Below are 22,285 nucleotides of genomic sequence, written 5' to 3'. Positions count from 1 at the left end.
TCCACTTATTATCAAAAGTCGGCAACTGCTCTGGTTATGAGCCTAACCAATCTATTTATCAAGTAATTTAAAGCTCCAAATTAGCTAATGAATCAACCCGCTTTCCTTCGCTTTCTCCATCATTTTAGTGGAATACTGATTAATCCATTTTTTGAGCGCAAGCCCAAGCAGGAGCGCCACCCCGGCAAAGATCGCCAAAGCCAACAAATCACGGGCCACAATATCCCATAGAATGCCTCCCACCGCCTCCCTCATCATGCTAATCGCATAAGTAAAGGGCAGGAACGGATGAATCGCTTGAAAAAAAGGCGGCGTCACCTGAATCGGGAAAGTACCTCCTGATCCCGCGAGCTGGAGCACAAGCAAAACAATAGCCATTGCTTTGCCCACATTGCCGAATATGGATACGAGTGTATAAACAATCAGCATAAAGACGCTGCTTAACAGAATGCCGAACAGCACGAACCAAACTGGATCTGCCACATAAGCTTTGAGCAGCCATATGTCCCCCAATGTAACGAGAAGCGACTGAACAATGGCTATCGTTAAAAAAGTCAAGTAACGGCCCAAATAAACCTCATAGCTGCGATACGCATGCTCTGCATGATGGACATCTACTGTCAACAGCGACACTAGCAACAACGCTCCGACCCAAAGGGATAGCGTCGTAAAGAACGGTGACATAGCCGAGCCATAGTTCGGAATCGGAAACAATCGGTTTTCCTTCAACACAACAGGCTCTGCAAAAAAAGCGCCTTCGCGCTCTGCATCGTTTTGGAGCAGATCAATCAGCTCGTCCAAATTGCCTTCCTGCTCAAGCTCACGTATTTGCTTCGCAAATTCCATGATCTTTTTTTCAGCGGCCGGCAAATTAGCTTGAACCTTCGCAAGCTCCTGACCTCCAAGCTCAAGACCCTTGGCTGTATCATTTACAATTGCAACAACATCGGGAAAAGCTGCTCCAGCTTCCTTCAATACGGATTGAGCTGTTGATGCAGCTTGTTTCGCTTTATCAGCAGCTTGCTTGATACGCGGCCATAGCTCACTGTCGTAGCGACTTAGTAGATCGGAAAGAAGTCCAGCGGTTCCCTTTGATAAGGTGCTAAGACGATCCATAAGCGTTTGCGCAGGCTCCTCGCCTTTATCGATGGCAGAACGGATTTGCTGTACTAGCGTAAGCTGCTGCTGGAACCGATTGTTGATCTGCTGAAGACTCCCTATCGCAGACGAGAGCTGCTCGCTATGACTCAAATGGTTCAAGCGTCCAAGCAGCTTAATCATCCCATCCGTTACGGTCACAGCGCTAGTAAGACGTTTGCCCGCAAGCTCAAGCGTGGTTCGGATGACTGCCGAATCCATCGAAGAATCCTGCAAAATAACTGTAAGCTCCTCCATCGCATGAGCCGCTTCAAGCAACAGCCCCAAATCTTGTTTAATAAGAGGGCCAGCAGTATCCAGAGTCAATGTGCTTTGTTCGAAAAATAGGCCGAGCTGTTTCGTGAAAGCCTCGCCATCCTTGGCAAGCTTGGCAGCCTTCGGCAGTTCGGCTTGAACAGTCCCGGCGATTTTTTTCGACTTTTCGATATCCTTAGCCGCAAGAGCGATAGCATCGTTAATGGTCGGGATAAGTGATTCCAGCTTAAATACCGTATTACGCACTTGCTCGATGGCAGGCTTGTTTTCCTCCAGTTCCACCCCGATTCGAGCAAAGATACGAAATATCGTTTCATTAGCCGTTTTTACGAAGCTAGCTCGCACCTCCTCAATGATGCCGCTTGCTCCTTTTTGGGCGATTTTGGGCGATACCGCATTAATTTTTTCGTTAACGGCGTAATCGAGCTCAGCCTGCTGCAAGTTGTCGCTCAGTACCGTCGCCATTTTAGCCGAAAAGTCTGATGGAATTGTAATGCTGGCATAATAGTCACCATGCTTTACGCCTTCCATCGCCTTCTTCTCGTCCACGAACACCCAGCCAATCTTCTTATTTTCCTTCAGAGAAGCCATAATCTCATCTCCGGCACGAATCGGCATCTCACGAAGTACCGCGCCTTCGTCCTTGTTCACGACAGCGATAGCGAGAGAACCCGTTTGGCTATAGGGGTCCCAGGAGGCTTTAATATTGAACCATGCGTATAAGGAAGGCAGAAATGCAAGCCCGGAGATAATGACAGCAGCGGCAACGTTTCGGAAAATTCCACGAAGATCATTGGTGTATATAGCCCAGACTCGCCCCATCTTTAACCACTCCTAGAAATTTCTTTTCTTAGTATAGCTGGATGGGTTCAAATCTACACATAATTGTTGTTGCATGAGATTGAACGCAAAAAAGCAGCAGCTATAGCGCTTATGCTTTAGCTGCTGCCTCGATGAGGCCCATTAATCCCAGTCCATATAAAACGTGGCCTTAAGCCCGCCCTCGCTGCAATCCGGACAGTTAAGCTGGACAGGCACGTTATGTTCCATGGGGATATCTATCATAATCGTACCGCATCTCATGCAGCTGCATGAGTGTTTGAAGTGCGATGATTCCGACTGCATCTCAATGAACAGCTCATTCTGAATACCTTTGCACTGCGGACACACGTACATTGCGTCATAGGCATGGAACGAGGTTGAGCTGTCCTTCATAAACGAATCCAATTGCTGTTTAATCGAAGGATCTTTAACAAACGAAGCAATCGACTTTAATGAGGTATACAAAAAACCAATGCCAACGGATATCCGATTCTCATATTGGCAAGTATCGCATTCCAGCTTGAAAACTTCTCCCATATACAAATCTCCCTTTGTCCCCGTGCTGCCTGATTATTTCACCGGGATATGGTATAGCCGGATCGCGGTTTGCAGAGAATGATTAAGTCTGCGAACCGTTTCAAAAGCGGGGTCCAGAGTTTCTTCGATTCCATCGACAAATAAGTCCAGATGCCATTTCAGCGTTGTTCCCAATTGTCTGCCAAGGGGCGATTCCGGCGGCAGAGCAAAAGGTCTAAGTTGAACCTTAGTTCCTCCTCGCGCACAGTCCCTGACAAACCAGGCCAAAAACTCTACAGATAGTAGACTTTCCGGCGAATAGTCAAACCGGATTTCAAATTGGAGCAGTACCTCAGACTCCAGCCCGCCGCCAGTTCGCAGCAAAGCGGCATGAGGGAGATGCGCACATGCGCTGTACCCCAACAGATCCGCTTCGATCGGCTCCAGATTCTCAACTCCGCTTTCGACTTCCGTAATGCCCTTTAGCTTGAGGACAGTTTGATGAAATTGTTCGATATCGATTGGGTAGCTCATTTTATTCTCCTTGTCGTAGTAATATCTGCCTTGCAATCTTTAATTTCAATAAGTCTTTATCTATAGTACCATACCATTTATTTGATAAGCAGGTACGTTCTTCATGAATCACCTTTACCTTTACATGATCTTAAACTATATAGTTTATATAATCACTTGCTAATATAATCATTTACTTATATATTAATAAGTGACGCTAGATTCATACGAAAAAGGAGGCCATCCATGAGTAGATCCATAGATGAAATTGTAGAATCGATGAAATTGCTTGGGGATAAATCACGATTAACCATTCTCGCTTTACTGAAGGAAAGGGAACTGTGCGTTTGCGATATAGCCGAATTACTGGATACTACTCAACCCAATGTCAGCCAACATCTTAGAAAATTGAAGAAAGGCGGACTCGTTGTTGAGAGCCGCAAAGCGCAGTGGATTTATTATTCTTTGAATATCGAGGATAAGGATTACTTGCATGAGCTCCTTCTCTCTTTGCCTTCAATGGAGAACAAGCTGGAGTTATTAAGCAAAGATAACAACCGTTGTATTTAGTCAGGAGGAACAATCGATCCTATGTTAGTACTCGCTACAGTCATCTTCATAATTACAATAGCATTCGTAATCTGGCAACCGAAGGGATTGAATATCGGCTATTCTGCTGCCGGCGGCGCGTTGCTCGCCTTACTGTTTGGTGTGGTGGATTTCCAGGATGTCATGGATGTGACGTCTATTGTCTGGAATGCCACACTTGCATTTGTAGCTATTATTTTAATCTCGCTGCTATTAGATGAAATCGGATTTTTCGAATGGGCCGCCTTGCATATGGCACGATTTGCAAAAGGAAACGGCTACCTGATGTTTACTTATGTTGTCCTTCTGGGAGCTGTTGTTGCCGCATTTTTTGCCAATGACGGTGCAGCTCTTATTCTAACCCCTATCGTCCTATCCATGGTTAGAGCCTTGAAGTTCGATGATCGTATGATCATCCCTTTTGTTATGGCGAGTGGATTTATATCCGATACAGCATCACTGCCGTTTGTCGTTAGTAACTTGGTTAATATTGTATCCGCCGACTTTTTTGGTATCGGTTTTGTAGAGTACGCTTCACGTATGATTGTTCCGAATTTGTTCGCCGTTGGAGCAAGCTTACTCGTTCTGTTCCTGGTATTCCGAAAAAGCATACCGAGACACTACGATGTCACTCAGTTAAAGCAACCCAAAGACGTTATTAAAGACCACCGTATGTTCAAGCTGTCCTGGATCATCCTGACGGTACTCTTGATCGCCTATCTTCTCAGTGAATTTATTCATATTCCGGTTTCTATTGTTGCGGGTATTGCAGCCATTCTGTTTATTCTCGCTTCTCGCAAAAGTAAAGCGATCAAAACCGGCTCCGTCATCCTTGGCGCACCATGGTCGATCGTCATATTCTCCATTGGCATGTATGTTGTTGTCTACGGATTACGTAATGTGGGTCTGACCGATCAATTAGGGAGAGTATTCCAATGGAGTGCAGATCAAGGGTTATTCATAGCTACTATGGGAACCGGATTTATTGCAGCCCTCCTCTCCTCGGTCATGAATAACTTGCCTACTGTCATGATTGACGCATTGGCTATCCAAGGAACGAATACGACAGGCATCCTTCGTGAAGCGCTCATCTATGCGAATGTGATCGGATCAGACCTTGGACCGAAAATTACGCCGATCGGATCACTAGCTACCTTGCTTTGGCTCCATGTCCTCTCCAAAAAAGGGGTCAAAATCACTTGGGGATACTACTTTAAAATGGGTATCGTCCTCACGATTCCCGTACTCTTTATTACCCTTGCCGGCCTCTACTTGTGGCTCAGTATAATCCAATAACCAATTTTAAAGGAGAGTCTTCCCAATGGAAAAGAAACTCGTATACTTCTTATGTACAGGCAACTCTTGCAGGAGTCAAATGGCAGATGGTTTTTTAAAGGCTCTCGGCAGCCATCATTATGAGGTGAAAAGCGCGGGGCTCCAAGCTCATGGCTTAAATCCGAGAGCTGTGCAAGTCATGCAAGAAGCTGGTATAGATATTAGCAACCATACTTCGGATGTAATTGACCCCGAAATACTGAATCGCGCTCACTATGTCATCACGCTTTGCGGCCATGCTGATGAGCATTGTCCGGTTGTCTCCAATCCGAATGTCACGAAGTGGCATTGGGGATTTGATGATCCTGCGCAGGCAGCCGGTACGGAAGAAGAGATCATGGAGACATTCCGTCATGTACGCGATGCGATTAAGGAAAGAATTGAAACCTTTTTGGAAGAAGGAAAATGAATCGGGGAGTATTCAAATGGATATAAAAAAGCGGTTCGTTCACGAGAACGAACCGCTTTTTCTTTTTCATTTGTCCAACTATCTAGGGAGCATCGTCTGTTCAGACGACGATTAAAAACCGGTGAACAAAATACTGATGTCTTCGTTGCCGTTTTTCGTCTTCCAACCGTTGAAGCCTGCCGAGTCGGTAATGCCTGGTTTAAAGGCGAGTTCGTACACTCGGCCCTGCACCAGGTCCTTGGACAATTTCAGCGTGACCTCAGTGACAACCGCATTCGTATTGTTCAACTCATCGCCGGAAATCACCAATGCATCTCCGCCTTGCTCCTTCAGTGTGAAGAACTGAGCGCTTACGTTTTTCACGGGTTCGCTGAATACGACCTTAATCGTCGTCCGGTTCAGGTAGATCACTTGTTTCGCAAAAGGAAGGTCATTAACCGTGATCGTTCCCGCGAACGAGGTTTCGTTCGCTCCATCCTGCGTGAGAAGCGATGTCACGCCTGTCACTCTTGCCAGATACACATGTCCAGCCTGGAATAGAGCTGGATTCGGATCAGCTCCCGTCCTGAATTGGACGGATACGACCCTATTCGTCCCTGACTTGCGAACAGCGTATCTGCTCCAGCCGTTATTAGAAATATTGTTGCCGTTATCCTTTAGGATGGCTACAGCTAGTGAAGCGACATCGGCGTCGCTAATATCTCTATCGAACGCAACTTCAATCGTATTCTCGTTAACTGCAGCTATGCTTTGAAGCTTCACAGGCAGGATCGGATTGGAGATGCCTCCGAACAGCAGCCCCGTTTTCGTATCCATCACGTTGCCAGCCAGATCAGGAATACCCGATACCGTGAGGCTATACACGGTTTTGTCTTTGTGAGCGGATGTGCGCAACGTGACAATACGTCCGTCTTTATCCAGCGTCGCCGATACAATCGACAAGCCGCTAATGCTGTACCGTCCCGTCTGCACCGCAATATCTCGATTCACGGGCTCACTGAATTTAATCGTCAATGACGCATCTGCATTGACTCTAAATTCTGAATCAATAATGGTCGGCTTAGTAGAATCGTCATTGCCGACAACAGACAAGTCAGAGCGAGTGTCCATCACATTGCCTGCGAGATCCTTAATATTCTTGACTGTCAGCCAGTACCTGGTATTGTTCGACTGACTTGATGTCGTTAGCGTAACCTGTCTCTTATCGGAGGATAATTGCAGCGATGTGATTCTCAAACCTCCAGAGAATGAATAGTTATTCGAATTCGTAGCCGTAATCGTATCTACTTGCTCGGAGAACGTCAACACGTAGACGCGTGCCGTTACCCGTTCCAAAGAGGTAATTGTCGGCTTCGTCGTATCTGATCTCGTTGACGTATAGGCCCATGACTTACCGTCGATGTATAAATAATGCGTGCGGCTTTCAATCTGGTAGCCTGTCGTTAGCAATATCGACAATCCATCTCCGCCGACAGTCGCATATACGATCGGCACATCGTTGCCGCGATCATCCCGCAGTGAGAATCTTCCGGTTTCAGTGGAATCAATTTTCGTCCTCAAGTTTACTTTAACCAACTGGACGTCAACTGCTTCTACCGACCTTACATCAAGCGCAGTGTTCCAGCCTGAATAAACAGCGTAGACCGCATCTACAAGCACGCCGCGTGTAGCGTTCACGGTGTAGTCATAGCGGGGTTCAATCCAGCCTTTGCTTAGCGCGGTTCCCACCGCCCCCTTCGCCCAAGCGGATACTTTGCCCGAGTAATTAATATTCGAGTTAGAGGAGGCGTTGTTTACTTTCAACAAGATTGCAGCCAATTCTTCGACTTTCACCGGGGCAGTCGGCCCGAATTGGTTGTCTCCCTTGCCGACCATAAGATTGGCGCCTCGTACGGCTTGTATCGCCGTATACGACCAACGCGTTTTCAGCACATCCACGAAGCTTGGCGTGGAATGAGATGCAGGCAGTTCAAGCAGCTTGTAGAGCACGGTAGCAAATTGCTCACGAGACATCGATTCATTCAGGCGGGAAGATCCATCTTCGAACCCGGTCATAATTCCTTTCTGCTTCAGAATCTGAAACTTCTCTTCCGTCGAGAGCGACGACGCTCCCGCAGCTGGAATAGCCAATCCAAGCAGTAATGTGAACGCAAGCATTGCAAGAGCGATTTTCCTCATAATTGTATTCCTCCTATATATTTTTGCTGGAACATCTATCTTTTCGTAAACGGATGAGAGCCAGCGAATATCTCTTTAACGATGCTACCGAGGAAAATGTTTCTGTCGAAACCTGTCTCATGCAAAACTAGTCAAAAATCGAGCAATTTTTTTGATAATTGACACAAAAATGCGACTCCCTAAGGAAATCGCTCCCATGTTTTTTGAGATATGTTCATTATGCTTCTTTCATCTTTATCAATGGAGCGCCTTATTCTCCCAATTAAGCTGCGCCTGGAAACGATGCCGCTTCAGCTCCTCCTGAGTCGGAACTGGCATTTGATCCTTGGTACCTACGAGGACGAGTCTGGACTCGTTATTCCAGCCGACCTTCAGACCGAAAGCTTCCAGCACAAGCCTGGCCGGGATATAAGTACGTCCGTTCTTCAAACGTGCGGGTGCATCCAGCTTCTTTGCGTTTCCATTGATGTAGGCGGTCTCGGAATCAACAGTCAATTCAATGGATGTGCCTTCTTTACTGGCCGTTACTTTCCGTTCCTTCGCATTCCAGGTAATCTTAGCTCCTAGCTTCTCCAACAGCTCGCGGAATGGCACAAGCGTGTATCCATCACGAATAAAAGGCTCATTTTCGAGTGGGAGCAATTCGTTATTCCATAGGATCGCGGCATCATAGCCGATTTTCCCAGCTGGCGCTGCATGGACCAGCCACTCTCCCGCTGGAGGAAACGGGGTTAGAATCGGATCATTTAAGAAATTAAGCCATTTGCCCGAGTCGGCGTCTATCGTCGGATGCCAGCCATCCATGAAAAACGTAATTTCCGGCTGCAGCCTTAACCTGTATGCAAGATTTCCATTAATATATTCCAGATTGAGATCATACATAGCGAGCAGCCGTTTCTTCGCAAGTTTACTAGAATAAGCAGGTTTTATATTCTCTTCAAGTGGAGGATTCACACGTTGATATTCTGACGGAATTGTTCCGTCAATGGCCATTACATATTGATCATGAAGCGCATATACCAGCTCCGGCTGATTAGGGTCCTTCACTCCTTGCCATATTAGTAAAGGCTCGATAACATCATAGAAGAGCTGACCCGCTTTATACAGGCTGATTGGAGATGCTTGATTCCCTTTATTCGGAGTGTATATCCGTTCCTCCCAATCTACATAGTAGGAGACGACTTCACCCCTCCAGCGGTCTACTGTAACGCTTACCTCATCCCATGAATCACGAATGCCGTCATGCGAACGATCGAAGCGAACATGATTCCATTGTTTTGCATCGAATTTCGTACTGTTTTCGGAGAGCGGATAGGGATTAAATACCCAGCTATCCTCCAGCTTCCAGTCCTGCTGTTTAATGAAATCCGTGGCTATGGTTATGGATTCCTCGATTGAATATGTCATTACGCTTTCATCATCGGGATCACCGCCGGGCTGAACATTATAGTTGGATTGTTTCAAGCCTGTCGCATAACTAGCCACTTTTCCGGTTTTTGCATACAAGACAATTGTGCCATAAAGCAAAGGCCCTCCACCTGGACCCTCCTCATCGTTCTTAAAGGTGACTTCCCACTTATCCCCGTTTTGCTTAGCTGCAGCTCGTGCTCCATCAGGGATGAGATTTAACCCTTGGGCATGCGCGATCGCTTTTGTTGCATTATCTATCTTTGTAACGGCGGTGACAGATGCTTGCACATCCGACGGTACGCCAGTTACAATCACACCTGCTGCAAGCAGCACAGCCAGGAGAAGCTTCGCTAGGGATTTATTTTTCATCCTCACCAACTCCACTCATCGTTAAAATGACCGTAGCTATTTCTTCACATGAATTTGGCCCTTATCAATCTGGTCAAGCTCTTCCTCCGTATAAGCACCAAGCTTGTTTTTGGCGTTTTCTCCCTTTAAATCAATCTTATATTTTTTCTTGATATAAGCATGCAGCTCCCCCATGTCTCTCTCCGTCAGATCAACCAGCTCAAGCTTCCCGTCAATTTGGCCCAAAACGATGCCTATGACTTCACCGGCAAGCGATGTATTTGGTTGAATACGCGCGCTGCCGTAAGCTGCAGCCGATGCCCCGACGTTTTTACCGGCAACCAGCACATTAGTATAATCTTTCAAGATAAAAGATCTTAACGGCATTCCGTACTTATCTGGATGCCCAATCCCTTTCCCCCATGGTGCTGTCTTAATTCCTTGTATGTCTAGCGGATAGCCCCCAATACTGACGTTGTCCCAGAACATTTTGCCTGAAAACATATCCCTTGCCGAAAGCACATAGTCCGTCTCATATCGGTCATAATCTCGAATATAGAGATAGTCCGGATAACCATTTATTTGTGCTTGCTCCCATCCAGGCAATTCCTTCTGCAAGTGAGGCAAGATTCGATCCGTCTCCGCTTTGCCCAATGCGACAGCTTCCTCAACCCGCTCCGGATCGGACGGAACGACATCATAAATCAGCAATGCGTTTATTAAAGTCTCGCCGTCCTTTTGATTCAAAATGTTCAATCCACGCAAGAATAAATCATCCCGGCTCGAGGTGTATCTGCCGCCTACCTTGCCAAATCCCCACGTAAAGGTATTCGTTACATGGGTGTCTCCCCCGTATTGTTCTTCCCTAGCAGCTCTGTCCAATCCCATCACAGATTTTTGGAAGATGTCCCAGTCTACCCCTTTAAACTTCATAATGAGAGACGATGCCATGTATTCCTTTTTATCCGATTGGAATATCGTTTCAATGCCCGGTATTCTATCCTCCGACAATTGACTGGACAAGTAGGCAAAGTCCGTATTTTCTACCCAGTACTTCGCTTCGACCGACTTCTCTTCGCCCGCTTTATTTTTATACATCAATTTCGTTACCGTACCTTTGCCTGGAATTCCTTTATCGACTTCGATCGATACAATTTCAATCCCGGACTCTATATGTATGCCTGACAACAAGTTATCATAGTACGTCTCAAAATCCTCAATTTTACGGATACTTCCTTTTTTAAAATCGGTAAATAATTGCTCTACCTTTCCCTGCAGCAGAGTATTGTTGGCATCATCCGTCGGCTCGTCCAAATATAGCATCTGTCCTTGCAACAGTTGACCGCCGGCTTTCTCTCTTGGATCCAGGATAACTACGGACAATCCTTCATCCTTGGCAGCTCTAGCAAGATACGCCCCCTCAATCTCAGAGCCAATAATAACAAGATCGGGATTATCAATCATTTCGGATTGCTTCGTCCCGACACCAACGGGACTTGCACACCCGCACAGCATTAAAAATACGAACAACAAAACTAGCCCTCTCAAATCCTCACTCCTTAAGTATGTAGTGTACTTCCCCTATCAACTCTATCTTATAAACGCAACTACATCATCCTTAGTTTCAATATTTTGTTAATTAATTACTGAGTGGTCTGCTTAAGCGAGTGTCAGGCTTATAATACTTGGTGAGCCAGTGATGTAAACTCTTATCTTTAAAACCAACATTCTCATACAGATGTTTCGCTGGATTTCCTTTGACAACGCAAAGTTTTACCGCCTTTTCGCCTCTCCGCATGATCTCGTTGATCAGAAATATCACTAAAGCTTTGCCATAACCGCTTGATTGAAGCTCAGGTCGAACAGAGACATGGCTCAGTTCTCTTCCGTCAATGACCCCGACTGCCACTATTTCATCATCAACAAGCATCACATATCGATTATGTCTATCTTCCGCATAGCTTTTCCGTTCTCTTTCATTGGGGAGAAAGTAAAAGGACGGAAGAATGCCTACTCGTTCGTGCATGTTGAAAAAAGCCATCTCGCTAATGCTATGCCATGCCAGATAATCATCATCTTCATAGGTCCTAATTGTTTCTTGAGTATCGGGAAGCGGCTCACCTATACGCTCCATTATGTAAGAGGAATAGCTGATATAGTAACCGTTCTTGTATAAAAATTGCAGCGAGTCACGGTCTCCGTCTACACATGTCCCCATCGAGCGCTCCACTGCCTCCTGTCGGGAAAGCATTTGATCCGCTTTAGCCGCTAGTGCAGTACCAATCCCATTTCTTCTATATTTATCATGAACAAAAATCGTAGTTTCAGCCTTTCTCTTGATTCCATCCATAGATAGAAAAGCAACAACATTGCCATTATAACGGACTACAAATATACCCTCAGCGAACATTCTCTCACTCTTCAGAAACATGTCGTCGAATGGCTCATGTACGTGTAACATAGATTGAATTGAAGGTTTATCTCTTTCAGGTAAGTAGGGTTCTATGAGTATATTGACCATAGGAATTCTCCTTAAGTATGTAGTGAATTTCGCTTATGCTCTAACCACTTGTAACTTTTTCACATTTTAATCGTCCATATTCTTAGTAAATATAGGGAGGCGGCAAAAAATGAAAAGCTTATTAAAACGGACTATGAGTGTTTTTCTAATCGTTAGTATTTGTTTGTTAACTGGCTACCAGTCCGAAATTCATGCTGATACCCCTATTGTCCAGATTGAAAACAAAAAACTCGAGACAGTCATAAGGAACGCTTTGAACAAACCGCAAGGAGCCATTACCGCTGGAGATATGGCCAAACTTCAGAACCTCTCATCGAACATAAACCATATTACGAGTTTGAAGGGATTAGAGCACGCAGTTAACTTGAAAGAACTCTACTTGGTTAACAGTAAAATCAATGATCTAAGTCCACTCTCTGAGCTGCACCAATTAAACTCAATTTATTTAGCAGACAATCGAATAACAGATTTAAGTCCACTAAGCGGATTGAAGAAGATCGAAACTTTAATACTAGAGCGAAATCTGATTACTGATATATCCCCTCTTCAATCCATGACATCGCTTATAGATTTGGACCTATCTACGAATCTAATATCTGACATTCAGGCGTTGAGGCAGGTAAAGAACCTGGAACGTTTATTATTAGGCGATAATTTCATAAAAGATATTAGCAGCCTGGCTCAATTATCTAAGCTCACTTATTTAAACGCCCAAGGCAATCTTATTACAGATTTATTACCGGTCAAGCCATTAAATGCTCTGTGGAGCCTCGATGTATCAAACAATAAAATAAACGATTTGACACCAGTAAAGCATTTGAAACTAATTGGAATTTCCATTACAAACACAGATATAACCGATTTGACACCTATCGCTGATTCAGACACGCTCACATCCATTTATGTCAACGAATCAACATTAAATCCAAGTTCAAAAGCTTTTTTACAGCAATTTAAAACAGACCAGCACTTTGTATCTGGTGACAGAACCTACTCGGCACCAAAAATCTTTATCGACAATCAGGTTCAAAAATTCCCTGTTCGACCTCTTCAGTACAATGGCAGAATCATGGTGCCGCTGCGCGGACTATTGGAATGGATTGGCGCCGATTTTAGTTGGAATGGGACGAAAAGACAAATCACCTTGAAGCATGAAGGATCGGAAATCATATTGACCATTGATTCCAATCAAATCATCGTAAATGGCAAGAAGCAAACCATCGATGCGAAACCTTACATCAGCGATGGGTATACACTCGTTCCGATTCGGTTCATAGTCGAGACGTTTGGATTCCATATTAATTGGGATGATAAACGAAAATGGGTTATGTTGACCACAAAAGCGTAAAAAACAGCGACAGCCCTCACTCCGGTTAGGTTGTCGCTGCCTCTGTATTAGCTTGAATAAAGGGAGCAATAGGTAGGGGCGAAGTTACCGGCTAGTAGATCTTCCTTCCGGATGTAGAACTGCAGCTCACCCGCATCCCACCAGCAAAAGCCGACATCCTGAACCGAGTCTAACGCCAGCAGCAGCGTATCGCCTACTTCCTGCTCCGCTTTGACTGCATCACCGTGTAAGTGTGCCGTAATACGCTTCAAAGCATCGTTTTCAGATACAAGACGAAAAGTATTTTCCAGATACGAAAATAACCTATTCTAACGGTCACTGCTAACCTTTAGAGGCTGATTTTTACATCCTCCCAATTCTAATGGACATCCGTGACCACGAGAAGGCGTTTTTCCCCTCAATCGCCTCTTTTCAGCCTCTAAGGGGCATCTGCGACCGTTACAATCTCATTTCGCTGCATTTCGGCTTCTAACGGACAGCGGTGACCATGAACACACGTGTTACCCTCACCGATCATTTCCTATACGTAAGATAAAAAGGCAAGGTTGCAGGCATCATCATTAACGGTATTGACTAAAAAAGAAAAAAGCTGCCATTGCTCACAGCAGCTTTATCCCAACCGTACTTTATAGCTGTGGCCAGTGATAACCAGTCACCTGTTCACTCCAAGACCAGAATCGGCTGGCTTGCTCGGCATTGCCCGCTCGTTCCGTGACAGGCGCTAGCTTTTGCCTGTAATAATAACCGCCGCTTGCACCCTGAACTTCTGGTGATGTCGCCAAATAGATCGCTGTAGCCGATCCTTCCTCCGCTGTCAGGAAGAACGGACGCATCAAGCGATGAACGAAAGTTCCAAAGCCGGTGCTGCGATTTACGCCAAAATCAGTCGATACAGCGCCGGGATGAAGAGCATTAACCGTAATCTTTGTTCCTGCCAAACGATGAGCGAGTTCTTTCGTGAACCAAATGTTAGCCATCTTGGACCGTCCGTAAGCTCCCCAGACCGTATAACGCTTTAACAGTTGCGGATCATCATAATTCATTTGTCCAATTTTGTGCGCGCCGGAAGATATGACGATAATGCGTCCAGCCTCACTTTTCTCAAGCAAGGGCAATAAGCGGCCTGTCAGGACAAAATGCCCCAGATGATTGACGCCTAGTTGTCGCTCGAAGCCATCCTCTGTTTCCTCTCTTCGGATAGTTACAACGCCTGCATTGTTGACAAGCACATCGATTCTCTCGCATACAGCGGCTAACTCCTCGGCTGCTGCCTTAATGCTGGAGAGTGAAGCCAGATCACATAGGATAAGTTCTGCGTCGTTCCTGCCGCTGCGTTCGTTAACGTACCGGACAGCCTCCAATCCTTTCTCCCGGTTCCGTCCCATAAGGAAGACTTTCATCCCGTGTTTAGCAGCAAGCAGCGCAGCCGTCTCTCTGCCCATTCCCCCACCGGCTCCAGTTACCAGTGCAATTAACTGTTTTTCTTTAACTGTCATCATTCTTCGCTCCATTCGTATTTTACTAAACTCCGAATTTCCCACAAGATCGCGAAACGAATCATGTTCAAATTGTTCAAGATAATTCCAGTATACCATTAGTTCGCTTGTGAAACTATCTAATAAAAAATTCACCCGGCGTAACCGATCTCGCGTTCTCTTAGCAATGGATTGAAATGAGCGCTGTTGCACACGCCGACTAATTCGGCTACCTTGGTTAGCGCAACAAGAGCGGCCGAGTCTCAGAGAGACGGACCGCTCTTGGCATAAGAAAAACAGTTTTCCAAACAAGGGTAAACGCTTCGCTGCTTATCGTATTATCTCGTTTTCCACTCTTCCTCTAAAATAGCGTAAAAATACTCATCCCACCATCCTGCACCCATCTTATAATGGGCAGGAATGCACTTCTTAAAATGTGCTTCTCTTCTCATCCCGATCTTCTCCATGATGCGATACGACGGAACATTCTCTGGCTGGCAAGTCGCGATGACACGATGGGCGTTCAATTCCTCAAAAGCGTACTTGACCACAGCTTTTGCAGCCTCGGTCGCAAATCCTTTATTGTGATGCTGTGGATGGAACACCCAACCAATCTCATACGTGTTCTCACCATACCATTTATGAAAAACCATATGGCCGATCAGTATATCCCCATTATTTAATGAAACAGCGAATTTCTCTGCATGCTCATCCATGTTCTGATCCACAAAATCCTTTGCATCTGGTTCCTGAAATATTCCATCCGGCATATATGCCATCACATGACGGTCGGACGTATAATCAAGGACTGTACGCCAGTCCGCTGATCGAAAATTACGGATAGTTAATCGCTCTGTGCTTAAGTTCATGATCAGGATTCCCCCTGTTTTTACTCATATTAGCATTCAGGGGGCAGTAAAGTACGATTATAGGAAAACAATCCCAGCCCGCTCACTTTTGTTACTTCAAAAAAAATCGACCATTCAGAAACTCAGGATTTGTCAGATATTGCTCCATCAATTCATTGGATATAGTCAGCGCCTGCTCTCTGGTTGTAGCAGGACCTGCAAACATCAATCCCTCGCCACCATCCCAATAACTGCTCCTCAAGCCTTCTTCGGAATTCACTTCTGTGTGTAATAGAAACGAAACCGAGTTAAAGTCTGAGCTTGCAAAAAAGGCACCGTCGGAGTAGCCTCTTGGTTTAACATCCCGTTCATTAACGAGCTCCAAATAATTGTATGTAATGGCACCATATCCATTACGGTCAAAACGAACCGTAACTTCCCGACTCTCCTCCGGCACAGGAATCGTTCGGTTCGCGAAGTCAATTGTACCTTTAAAGGTTCGTAATCCTTTCCAGCTTCTGGACCATTCACCCTTTATGGTTACGATCTCAGTATTGACGTTGTCGCTATTTTGGGCCCCAAGCTGATAATTTACTCCTTGAATCGTGACATCAACCAAATGTTTCCTGGTATACTCATAAATCGAACCAATCGCGATCACAATGGCTAAGAGTACTAGCGATATCAATCCAACTTTAAGCGGTTTTCTATATCTTTGAACAAGCATTGATCTCCACTCTCCCCTGTACCCCATAAGGCAGAAACATCATTACCTTATTACGAGAACGTAAGTTAACACCACTTGGTTGCAATCACTCCTCACTCGGAGAAGCTTCGTATGAATGAACCTTTTTTGCAGATGCTGCAAAGCCCATCAGATCAAGCCAAAAAAATCTTACCACGCAGCGTACTCACCCTGTTCAATAATAAAGCGCATGCCGACGTCGGCATGCGCTTAAGAAGCTGCAACAGATTTTACTCTTGTTCAGCTGTTTCCACATATTTTTTGAAATTGTCTAAGATCGCCTGCCACCCAGCTTGCTGCATCTCAACGGAGTTGGTCGATTCCGTGTCGAATGATTCTATGATTTTGGTGTCATTGCCTTGACGAACAAATACAATTTTCACTTGTCTTCCGTCGCCGATCGTATAAGAGATACTTTCGTTGATATTGACTTCATCATATACGCCACCAAAATCAAATCCGAAGCTGCCGTCTTTGGCTTCCATTCTCGAAACAAATTTGCCGCCGACTCTAAGATCATTTTCGGCGAATGGCGTATGCCAATCGTCTGTAGCCTTATTCCATTGCTTAATATGCTCCGGCTCTGTCCAATAGCTCCAGACACGCTCGACTGGAGAAGGAACAATACTTTCTACTGTTATCGTTACTGGTTGATCTGCTCCCAACACATAACCTCCTTGATAGCTTAGGTAGACTTTTTCCTACAACACTTATTGTAGCATGAGCTTGGCTCCTAGTTTTCATGCCATCAGCCTAATGAAGGAGAACACGCTATTTATTTATTTTTCCATCGTTGATTAACCTTTTTTTATCCTTCAAAGAAAAATCTCCAGGCTCCCAAGTCTCTAAATGTCCGTTGCCCCCAATAATATCTCCATTAACTTGATAAATGGAAGCGTATATTTTCTTCCCTGTATTTTGAGTTTCTTTCAGCAAGTAGGTTGTAATATACATTTCTTTATACGGCTTCAAATCTATACCTACGTTTGATGCAGGAAGATAATTTTTTGTATCTTGCGTTCCTTCGCTCATTTTTTCCTCAATATGCCAACCAAACGACTTAAGGTATTCCCCATGTTTAACATTATTCTGCTCAGTTGTTTCTTTACCGCAACCAATCAGGAACGCGAGACAAATAAGGGTAAATAAAACAATCATTCGCTTGATCGAAATGCACCTCCCGTTAGTTCAACAAGTAAAAGCAGAAAGATATGGTATTCTCATATTCCTTGCTGTCTATATAACGAAATCAAACCAAATATTGTTGCAAATATTTGGCTGCATTACCGTTAAAGCGGTCCATCCATTTTTGTAACATCGTCAATGCCAGCCTTTGCGTACATTAAAAACTACTCCACTATTTCAAGACTTTCTCCAAGCAGTCTTTCCAGTCGCGGCACTACGGTTTCCTTGAAGTAGTCCGGTGTGTTAGTGGAAATATAAAGCACCATACCGTCCTCCTCTTCGGTGTAATTGAGGAAAAATGAATATTGGTCAACAGACGTTTGCGGATTTACGATAGCACACGAGAAGCACCAATCAGTCAGCCCAAAGGATTGAAGTACCTCTTCCTTCGTACTTGCCCTGTACCACAATATGTTCTTCAAATAAACAGGTTGCTCATAAGGAAGCAGCCACGTTGTATTGGTATCCACTAATCGGCTATTTATAAAGGCTTGCGTATCCTCCTTACAGTCCTCTAACGTATAGACGGTCTGCATTCCGTGCACAGCACTGCCTATCTTAAGCAGCAATTCCTCATTCAACTCGTCATAAGGCACTTCTCTGAAGTAGGTGAACATTTGCTCCATTAATACCTGGTTTTGGTTTGGATCACGTTCTGGCGCATAATGATTCAGAAGCACTTCCTTCACCCTCTGGCTGATCGCCAGATCTGGATCTGACACGATATCGCTGTGGAAATTACGGGCAGCTTCTTCAACCATGTGCACTTTGTGTGGGTCCAGCTCGCTATCCCAATTGGTGTAAGAGAATAGAATATCTTGACCTGGCTCGCAAAAAGCCAAAATGACTTCAGCCATCATATCAAATGCATTTGGGTCAAAACCGGATTCATAATCCTGCTCCAGCCGATAAGGAGTCGTGTTTATCAGTAATTTCAAAGTCGTTCCTCCATCTATAATTGGTACCTACTATCATAGCTATTCTTCTTAAACAGAGCAATTGAGTTTGAGACTCCGCAGCTCAAAAAGAACATGTCCCCTTCGAGCCATGTCCTTGCAATTGGAGTGGAACGTTACCCGCCTTCGCCTATCAATTGCCGTTCAATTTGTTTCATTTCATAGAAAAAGCCTTCTTTATCCATTAGTTCCCCATACGTGCCTGCTTCAACGATTGTACCCTGATCCATAACGATGATCTGATCCATCGACTCCAGACCGCTTAGCCGATGACATATGAGGACAAGCGTATCGCCTGCCGCCTGTTCGAAGAGCTGCCGATAGATATGCTGTTCCGTCACGACATCCAGCGATGACGTTGGTTCGTCAAGCAGCCATAGATGGCCGCCCTTCGCCATTGCTCTTGCTAAGGCAAGACGCTGCTTTTCTCCATCAGACAAATTTTCGCCCCGTTCGTATACCAAATCATCCAGCGATTTGTACGGCAGCCCGGCTTTCACCAACACGTCCCGAAGCTCTTCCTCGGAGAGCATGTCTCCATTCAGCAGCAAATTGTCACGGATCGTACCGCGAAAGAAATGGCTCTGCTGAAGCACAACGGCAGCCGACTGCCAGATGCTCGCTTCATGAAGCTCCTCTAGCGGAGTATCATTCATCCGGATTAGGCCTTCGTTTGGAGCATGCAGCTTCAGCAACAATTCAATAATCGTTGTTTTCCCCGATCCGCTTGCTCCCACAATCGCCGCCTTTGAGCCTGCCGGAATTCGAATATGAACATCACGCAATGCAGGCCGCCATTCATCCGCATATTGGAACGATACGCCGGACAGCTCAATGGACGGCGCAGTGTCGCTCCGCAACGAAGCTTCCGGCTGCCGCGGCTCCGCTTCGCCGTCTTGAACGGTCTCAGCTAGTCTCTGGGCTGCATGCTGGCTATCTTGCTTATAGGCTGGTAATGTCGCCATCGCCGCTGCTTCCTCGAACACGGTGAGCGCCGCCATAATCAGCATCGCAAGAAATACGCCGGCCAGCGATCCGCGCATGATCAGATACCCGCCAAGGACGAGTACACTCCACGCAATGAGAAATGAAACAAAAGTATGCAGCGATTGACCGTTCAGCAGTTGCAATCCCGCAGCCCGCTGCTCGCTTGCGAGCGCGTCAGAGGATTCAAGCAACTGCTGCTCCCGTTTGCGCAGTTTGCCGTACACTTTTAACTCCAGAAAGCCGTACAGCATTTCTGTTGCATCCGTCGACAGCGCAGCCCGTTGCTGCCGGACACGGCCGCGAATCTTCCGCTGCCCCTGCAAGATAATCGCTGGCACGATAAAGACCACAACGAGCATCCCCAGCACGAGCAGACCTGCGATCCAAATCGAATACACAGAAGCAAATAACACCGTCGCCAAAAACACCATCACCAGCACTACCGGCGGATAAGCGACCCGCAAAAAATAATGCTGCAAGCTCTCCACATCGCCAACGATGCGAGCCAGAAGGTCGCCGCTTCGTTGCGTGCGCAGCCTTCCTGGTGCCATCGGCACCAGCTTGGCAAAAAAGGATGTCCGCAAGCGGCTTAGAATCGAGAAGGTCGCTTGATGAGTATAAAGCCTTTCCGCATAGCGGCTCACTGCGCGAAGCAGTCCCAATATTTTGACAATGGAGATCAGCACAATGAGTGTATAAAGCGGCGGAGCGAATACCGTCTGGGATATCAGATAACCGCTTGCAGAGAAAAGGCTTACTCCCCCTATTCCGGCGACGAAGCCGCCCGCCATCGCAATAGCTATATCCTTCCGCTCGCGAAACATCGCCTTCGTCAAAATCGTCAGCTCGCTCATCCCGCACGCCCCTTCCGCTGCAAATGTACCATTTCGGCATATGCCGGCAGGCATTCGACAAGCTCATCATGCTTCCCGCTGCCCAGAAGCAACCCATTCTCCACGTACAAGATGAGGTCAGCCTCCCGAATCGTATAAAGCCGATGCGCGACTGTAATCATAGTCGCTTGCTCCGCCAGCTCGCTGATCGACCGTTGCAGTACCTTTTCGGTATGCACATCGAGTCCAACGGTCGGCTCGTCGAACAAGATGACGGCAGGCTGATTCAAGAAAGCTCTCGCGAGCGCCAGCCGCTGCTTCTCGCCGCCGGACAGCCCTCTGCCGCCTTCGCCGACCAGCGTATCGAACCCTTTCTCTAGTCCGCCGATCATCTCCGCTAGTCCAGCCGAAGCAGCCGCCTGCTCTACTTCGGAGCGGTTAACCGCGCGATTCGTGCCGATCGCAATATTCTCTGCCAATGTTCCGGAGAAGATATAGGGATGCTGAGTAATATAACTCATCCCTTCGAACCAGGAAGACCTCTTATACATCTCATATGGTCGGCCGTTCAGCTGAATATCGCCGGAATCGGACGGAAGCAAACCAGCAATGAGATGCAGCAGCGTCGTTTTGCCTGCACCGCTTTTGCCGACAATCGCGATCTTCCCCCCCGGCTCGATAGTCAGCTTCTCGACATACAGTTTGAATGAATCCGGTGCGTACTGGAACCGCACATCGTTCAACTGAATGTTCGGCGGCATCGGGCCCAGCATCAACCCCTCTTCTCCGGGCTGAACTGTCGTCCGTTCCGTTCCCGTTTGCCCCTCCCCTTTCCTCTCTTCTAGCAATTGTTCCACCTTGCGCATAGCCCCCATGCTAGTTCGGCCGCTATGAAACGCCGTGCCTGTATTTTTTAATAGACTGAAAAATTCCGGAACAAGCAGTAAAACAAAAAAGGCCGTATGGAAGGACATCGATTGGAACACAACCAATTGAAGCGCCAGCTCAAGCGACACAAGCCCGATACTGAGCATGACGATCAATTCCAGCATAAAGGTATTGGTGAACGCGATCTTCAGAATACCCATTGTCGCATCCCGGAAAGCGAGACTGCTGCGCTCGATCTCCTGCTCCTGGCTTCGCGCTCTTCCGTAGAGCTTCAATGTGACCAGCCCCTGCAGCGAATCCAGAAACGTCCCTGCAAATTGGGACAGTTGCTCCACCTTTTCTTCCGATTTTTTTTTCGTCTTCAATCCTACCAGCACCATAAATATCGGAATAAAAGGAGCAGTAACCAGCATGATTATTCCGGATGGATAATGCCAGGCGAATACAACGCCCAGCATCAACAGCGGGATGACGGCCGCTTCGATCATGCGGGGCAGATACTGGCTGAAATAACCCTCCCCCTCGTCGACCGCATCCAGCATCAAGCTTACCTTGCCTCCCGTCTGGCCGCCGGCTGTTGCCGATACCGAATCATTTGCCAGCTTCCGAATTAACTTCTCGCGCATCGTCCTTTTGGCGCGGGCAGCCATATACAGGCCGATGCGCCCGTTGCCATAGGCAAGCAACGCCCGCGCCAGCATAACTGCCAAAAGCGAGCCCAGCAAGAACACAATCGATGAAAGATCAGCATGCATGACAAAGATCCGGTTCACCGCTTCAGACAGCAGTGCAGCTTGGCCAATAATAGCTGCTCCCAGGGCAAGCGACACGCCTGTCAGAACGATCATGCTCCTCCGCTGCTCCGACATCAGCTCAGACAACAGCGTTTGTTTCCTCTTCACGCCGACTCCCCTCCTTTACCCGGCACCTCGGCCGGGAGCTGCATCAAACAATTGTCAGTTGGTCG

The 22,285-nt window shown here is 46.5% G+C and carries 20 protein-coding genes; 4 read left to right on the top strand and 16 right to left on the bottom strand.

What is annotated here, in order from left to right; genetic code table 11:
• Nucleotides 1–84 precede the first annotated feature (84 nt).
• The 3 genes from DX130_RS07230 to DX130_RS07220 all read right to left on the bottom strand — a co-directional run bounded on the left by DX130_RS07230 (nt 85) and on the right by DX130_RS07220 (nt 3,285).
• Complete coding sequence (locus DX130_RS07230) at nt 85–2,235, bottom strand: YhgE/Pip domain-containing protein (RefSeq protein ID WP_116043978.1); 2,151 nt, start codon at nt 2,233–2,235, stop codon at nt 85–87.
• A gap of 141 nt (nt 2,236–2,376) precedes the next feature.
• Nucleotides 2,377–2,772 carry a hypothetical protein gene (locus DX130_RS07225; RefSeq protein WP_116043976.1) on the bottom strand — a complete coding sequence of 132 codons (396 nt, stop codon included), beginning with the start codon at nt 2,770–2,772 and terminating at the stop codon, nt 2,377–2,379.
• 33 nt (nt 2,773–2,805) lie between these two features.
• Nucleotides 2,806–3,285, bottom strand: coding sequence for a hypothetical protein (locus DX130_RS07220; protein ID WP_116043974.1), 480 nt, complete (start codon nt 3,283–3,285; stop codon nt 2,806–2,808).
• Between the two features lie 225 nt (nt 3,286–3,510).
• On the opposite strand from DX130_RS07220, the gene DX130_RS07215 reads away from it, so the two are divergent.
• The 3 genes from DX130_RS07215 to arsC are packed head-to-tail and all read left to right on the top strand — an operon-like array spanning nt 3,511 to nt 5,596.
• Nucleotides 3,511–3,834 (top strand): ArsR/SmtB family transcription factor, encoded by a 324-nt coding sequence (locus DX130_RS07215; protein WP_116043972.1) that lies wholly within the window; start codon nt 3,511–3,513, stop codon nt 3,832–3,834.
• 21 nt (nt 3,835–3,855) lie between these two features.
• Nucleotides 3,856–5,148: an arsenic transporter gene (locus DX130_RS07210; RefSeq protein WP_116043970.1), complete on the top strand. Its 1,293-nt coding sequence runs from the start codon at nt 3,856–3,858 to the stop codon at nt 5,146–5,148.
• 25 nt (nt 5,149–5,173) lie between these two features.
• A complete protein-coding gene (gene arsC, locus DX130_RS07205) occupies nt 5,174–5,596 on the top strand; it encodes an arsenate reductase (thioredoxin) (protein WP_116043968.1) in 423 nt (140 codons plus the stop codon).
• 111 nt (nt 5,597–5,707) lie between these two features.
• Here arsC and DX130_RS07200 read toward each other — a convergent pair whose 3' ends face one another.
• The 4 genes from DX130_RS07200 to DX130_RS07185 form a co-directional block, all read right to left on the bottom strand.
• The gene (locus DX130_RS07200; RefSeq protein WP_116043966.1) at nt 5,708–7,774 is read right to left on the bottom strand and encodes an Ig-like domain-containing protein; all 2,067 of its coding nucleotides are present in this window, start codon (nt 7,772–7,774) and stop codon (nt 5,708–5,710) included.
• Nucleotides 7,775–8,011: 237 nt separating this feature from the next.
• A complete protein-coding gene (locus tag DX130_RS07195; RefSeq protein ID WP_116043964.1) occupies nt 8,012–9,553 on the bottom strand; it encodes a copper amine oxidase N-terminal domain-containing protein in 1,542 nt (513 codons plus the stop codon).
• A 36-nt stretch (nt 9,554–9,589) separates the two neighbouring features.
• Nucleotides 9,590–11,080 (bottom strand): FAD-dependent oxidoreductase, encoded by a 1,491-nt coding sequence (locus DX130_RS07190; RefSeq protein ID WP_133297903.1) that lies wholly within the window; start codon nt 11,078–11,080, stop codon nt 9,590–9,592.
• Between the two features lie 91 nt (nt 11,081–11,171).
• Nucleotides 11,172–12,053 carry a GNAT family N-acetyltransferase gene (locus DX130_RS07185; RefSeq protein WP_116043962.1) on the bottom strand — a complete coding sequence of 294 codons (882 nt, stop codon included), beginning with the start codon at nt 12,051–12,053 and terminating at the stop codon, nt 11,172–11,174.
• Nucleotides 12,054–12,162: 109 nt separating this feature from the next.
• Between DX130_RS07185 and DX130_RS07180 the strand changes: the two genes are divergently transcribed.
• Nucleotides 12,163–13,401, top strand: coding sequence for a stalk domain-containing protein (locus DX130_RS07180; RefSeq protein WP_116043960.1), 1,239 nt, complete (start codon nt 12,163–12,165; stop codon nt 13,399–13,401).
• A gap of 47 nt (nt 13,402–13,448) precedes the next feature.
• Here DX130_RS07180 and DX130_RS07175 read toward each other — a convergent pair whose 3' ends face one another.
• From DX130_RS07175 to cydD, 9 genes are all read right to left on the bottom strand, one after another.
• Nucleotides 13,449–13,652: a DUF1963 domain-containing protein gene (locus DX130_RS07175; protein WP_240644337.1), complete on the bottom strand. Its 204-nt coding sequence runs from the start codon at nt 13,650–13,652 to the stop codon at nt 13,449–13,451.
• A gap of 375 nt (nt 13,653–14,027) precedes the next feature.
• On the bottom strand, nt 14,028–14,900 hold the full coding sequence (locus tag DX130_RS07170; RefSeq protein ID WP_240644336.1) for an SDR family oxidoreductase: 873 nt from the start codon (nt 14,898–14,900) through the stop codon (nt 14,028–14,030).
• 314 nt (nt 14,901–15,214) lie between these two features.
• Nucleotides 15,215–15,745, bottom strand: coding sequence for a GNAT family N-acetyltransferase (locus DX130_RS07165; protein WP_116043957.1), 531 nt, complete (start codon nt 15,743–15,745; stop codon nt 15,215–15,217).
• Between the two features lie 91 nt (nt 15,746–15,836).
• Nucleotides 15,837–16,451, bottom strand: coding sequence for a hypothetical protein (locus DX130_RS07160; protein WP_116043955.1), 615 nt, complete (start codon nt 16,449–16,451; stop codon nt 15,837–15,839).
• Nucleotides 16,452–16,699: 248 nt separating this feature from the next.
• Nucleotides 16,700–17,134, bottom strand: a complete 435-nt coding sequence (locus DX130_RS07155) for an SRPBCC family protein (RefSeq protein WP_116043953.1) — start codon at nt 17,132–17,134, stop codon at nt 16,700–16,702.
• A gap of 106 nt (nt 17,135–17,240) precedes the next feature.
• Nucleotides 17,241–17,501 carry a hypothetical protein gene (locus DX130_RS07150; protein WP_165861186.1) on the bottom strand — a complete coding sequence of 87 codons (261 nt, stop codon included), beginning with the start codon at nt 17,499–17,501 and terminating at the stop codon, nt 17,241–17,243.
• Between the two features lie 317 nt (nt 17,502–17,818).
• The gene (locus tag DX130_RS07145) at nt 17,819–18,592 is read right to left on the bottom strand and encodes a hypothetical protein (protein ID WP_116043950.1); all 774 of its coding nucleotides are present in this window, start codon (nt 18,590–18,592) and stop codon (nt 17,819–17,821) included.
• Between the two features lie 134 nt (nt 18,593–18,726).
• Nucleotides 18,727–20,451, bottom strand: a complete 1,725-nt coding sequence (gene cydC, locus DX130_RS07140; RefSeq protein WP_116043948.1) for a thiol reductant ABC exporter subunit CydC — start codon at nt 20,449–20,451, stop codon at nt 18,727–18,729.
• The gene (cydD, locus tag DX130_RS07135; protein ID WP_116043947.1) at nt 20,448–22,220 is read right to left on the bottom strand and encodes a thiol reductant ABC exporter subunit CydD; all 1,773 of its coding nucleotides are present in this window, start codon (nt 22,218–22,220) and stop codon (nt 20,448–20,450) included. The genes cydC and cydD overlap by 4 nt, the downstream gene beginning before the upstream one ends.
• Nucleotides 22,221–22,285: the final 65 nt, after the last annotated feature.

The organism is Paenibacillus paeoniae, from assembly GCF_003388735.1.
Classification (GTDB): Bacteria; Bacillota; Bacilli; order Paenibacillales; family Paenibacillaceae; genus Pristimantibacillus; species Pristimantibacillus paeoniae.
This window is presented reverse-complemented; position numbering and strand designations above follow the sequence as displayed.

Bases quoted from the DNA above. Each gene is read 5' to 3' on its own strand.
- DX130_RS07230 (WP_116043978.1), bottom strand. From the start codon at position 2,235: ATGGGGCGAGTCTGGGCTATATACACCAATGATCTTCGTGGAATTTTC.
- DX130_RS07225 (WP_116043976.1), bottom strand. From the start codon at position 2,772: ATGGGAGAAGTTTTCAAGCTGGAATGCGATACTTGCCAATATGAGAAT.
- DX130_RS07220 (WP_116043974.1), bottom strand. From the start codon at position 3,285: ATGAGCTACCCAATCGATATCGAACAATTTCATCAAACTGTCCTCAAG.
- DX130_RS07215 (WP_116043972.1), top strand. From the start codon at position 3,511: ATGAGTAGATCCATAGATGAAATTGTAGAATCGATGAAATTGCTTGGG.
- DX130_RS07210 (WP_116043970.1), top strand. From the start codon at position 3,856: ATGTTAGTACTCGCTACAGTCATCTTCATAATTACAATAGCATTCGTA.
- arsC (WP_116043968.1), top strand. From the start codon at position 5,174: ATGGAAAAGAAACTCGTATACTTCTTATGTACAGGCAACTCTTGCAGG.
- DX130_RS07200 (WP_116043966.1), bottom strand. From the start codon at position 7,774: ATGAGGAAAATCGCTCTTGCAATGCTTGCGTTCACATTACTGCTTGGA.
- DX130_RS07195 (WP_116043964.1), bottom strand. From the start codon at position 9,553: ATGAAAAATAAATCCCTAGCGAAGCTTCTCCTGGCTGTGCTGCTTGCA.
- DX130_RS07185 (WP_116043962.1), bottom strand. From the start codon at position 12,053: ATGGTCAATATACTCATAGAACCCTACTTACCTGAAAGAGATAAACCT.
- DX130_RS07180 (WP_116043960.1), top strand. From the start codon at position 12,163: ATGAAAAGCTTATTAAAACGGACTATGAGTGTTTTTCTAATCGTTAGT.
- DX130_RS07170 (WP_240644336.1), bottom strand. From the start codon at position 14,900: ATGATGACAGTTAAAGAAAAACAGTTAATTGCACTGGTAACTGGAGCC.
- DX130_RS07165 (WP_116043957.1), bottom strand. From the start codon at position 15,745: ATGAACTTAAGCACAGAGCGATTAACTATCCGTAATTTTCGATCAGCG.
- DX130_RS07160 (WP_116043955.1), bottom strand. From the start codon at position 16,451: ATGCTTGTTCAAAGATATAGAAAACCGCTTAAAGTTGGATTGATATCG.
- DX130_RS07150 (WP_165861186.1), bottom strand. From the start codon at position 17,501: ATGAGCGAAGGAACGCAAGATACAAAAAATTATCTTCCTGCATCAAAC.
- cydC (WP_116043948.1), bottom strand. From the start codon at position 20,451: ATGAGCGAGCTGACGATTTTGACGAAGGCGATGTTTCGCGAGCGGAAG.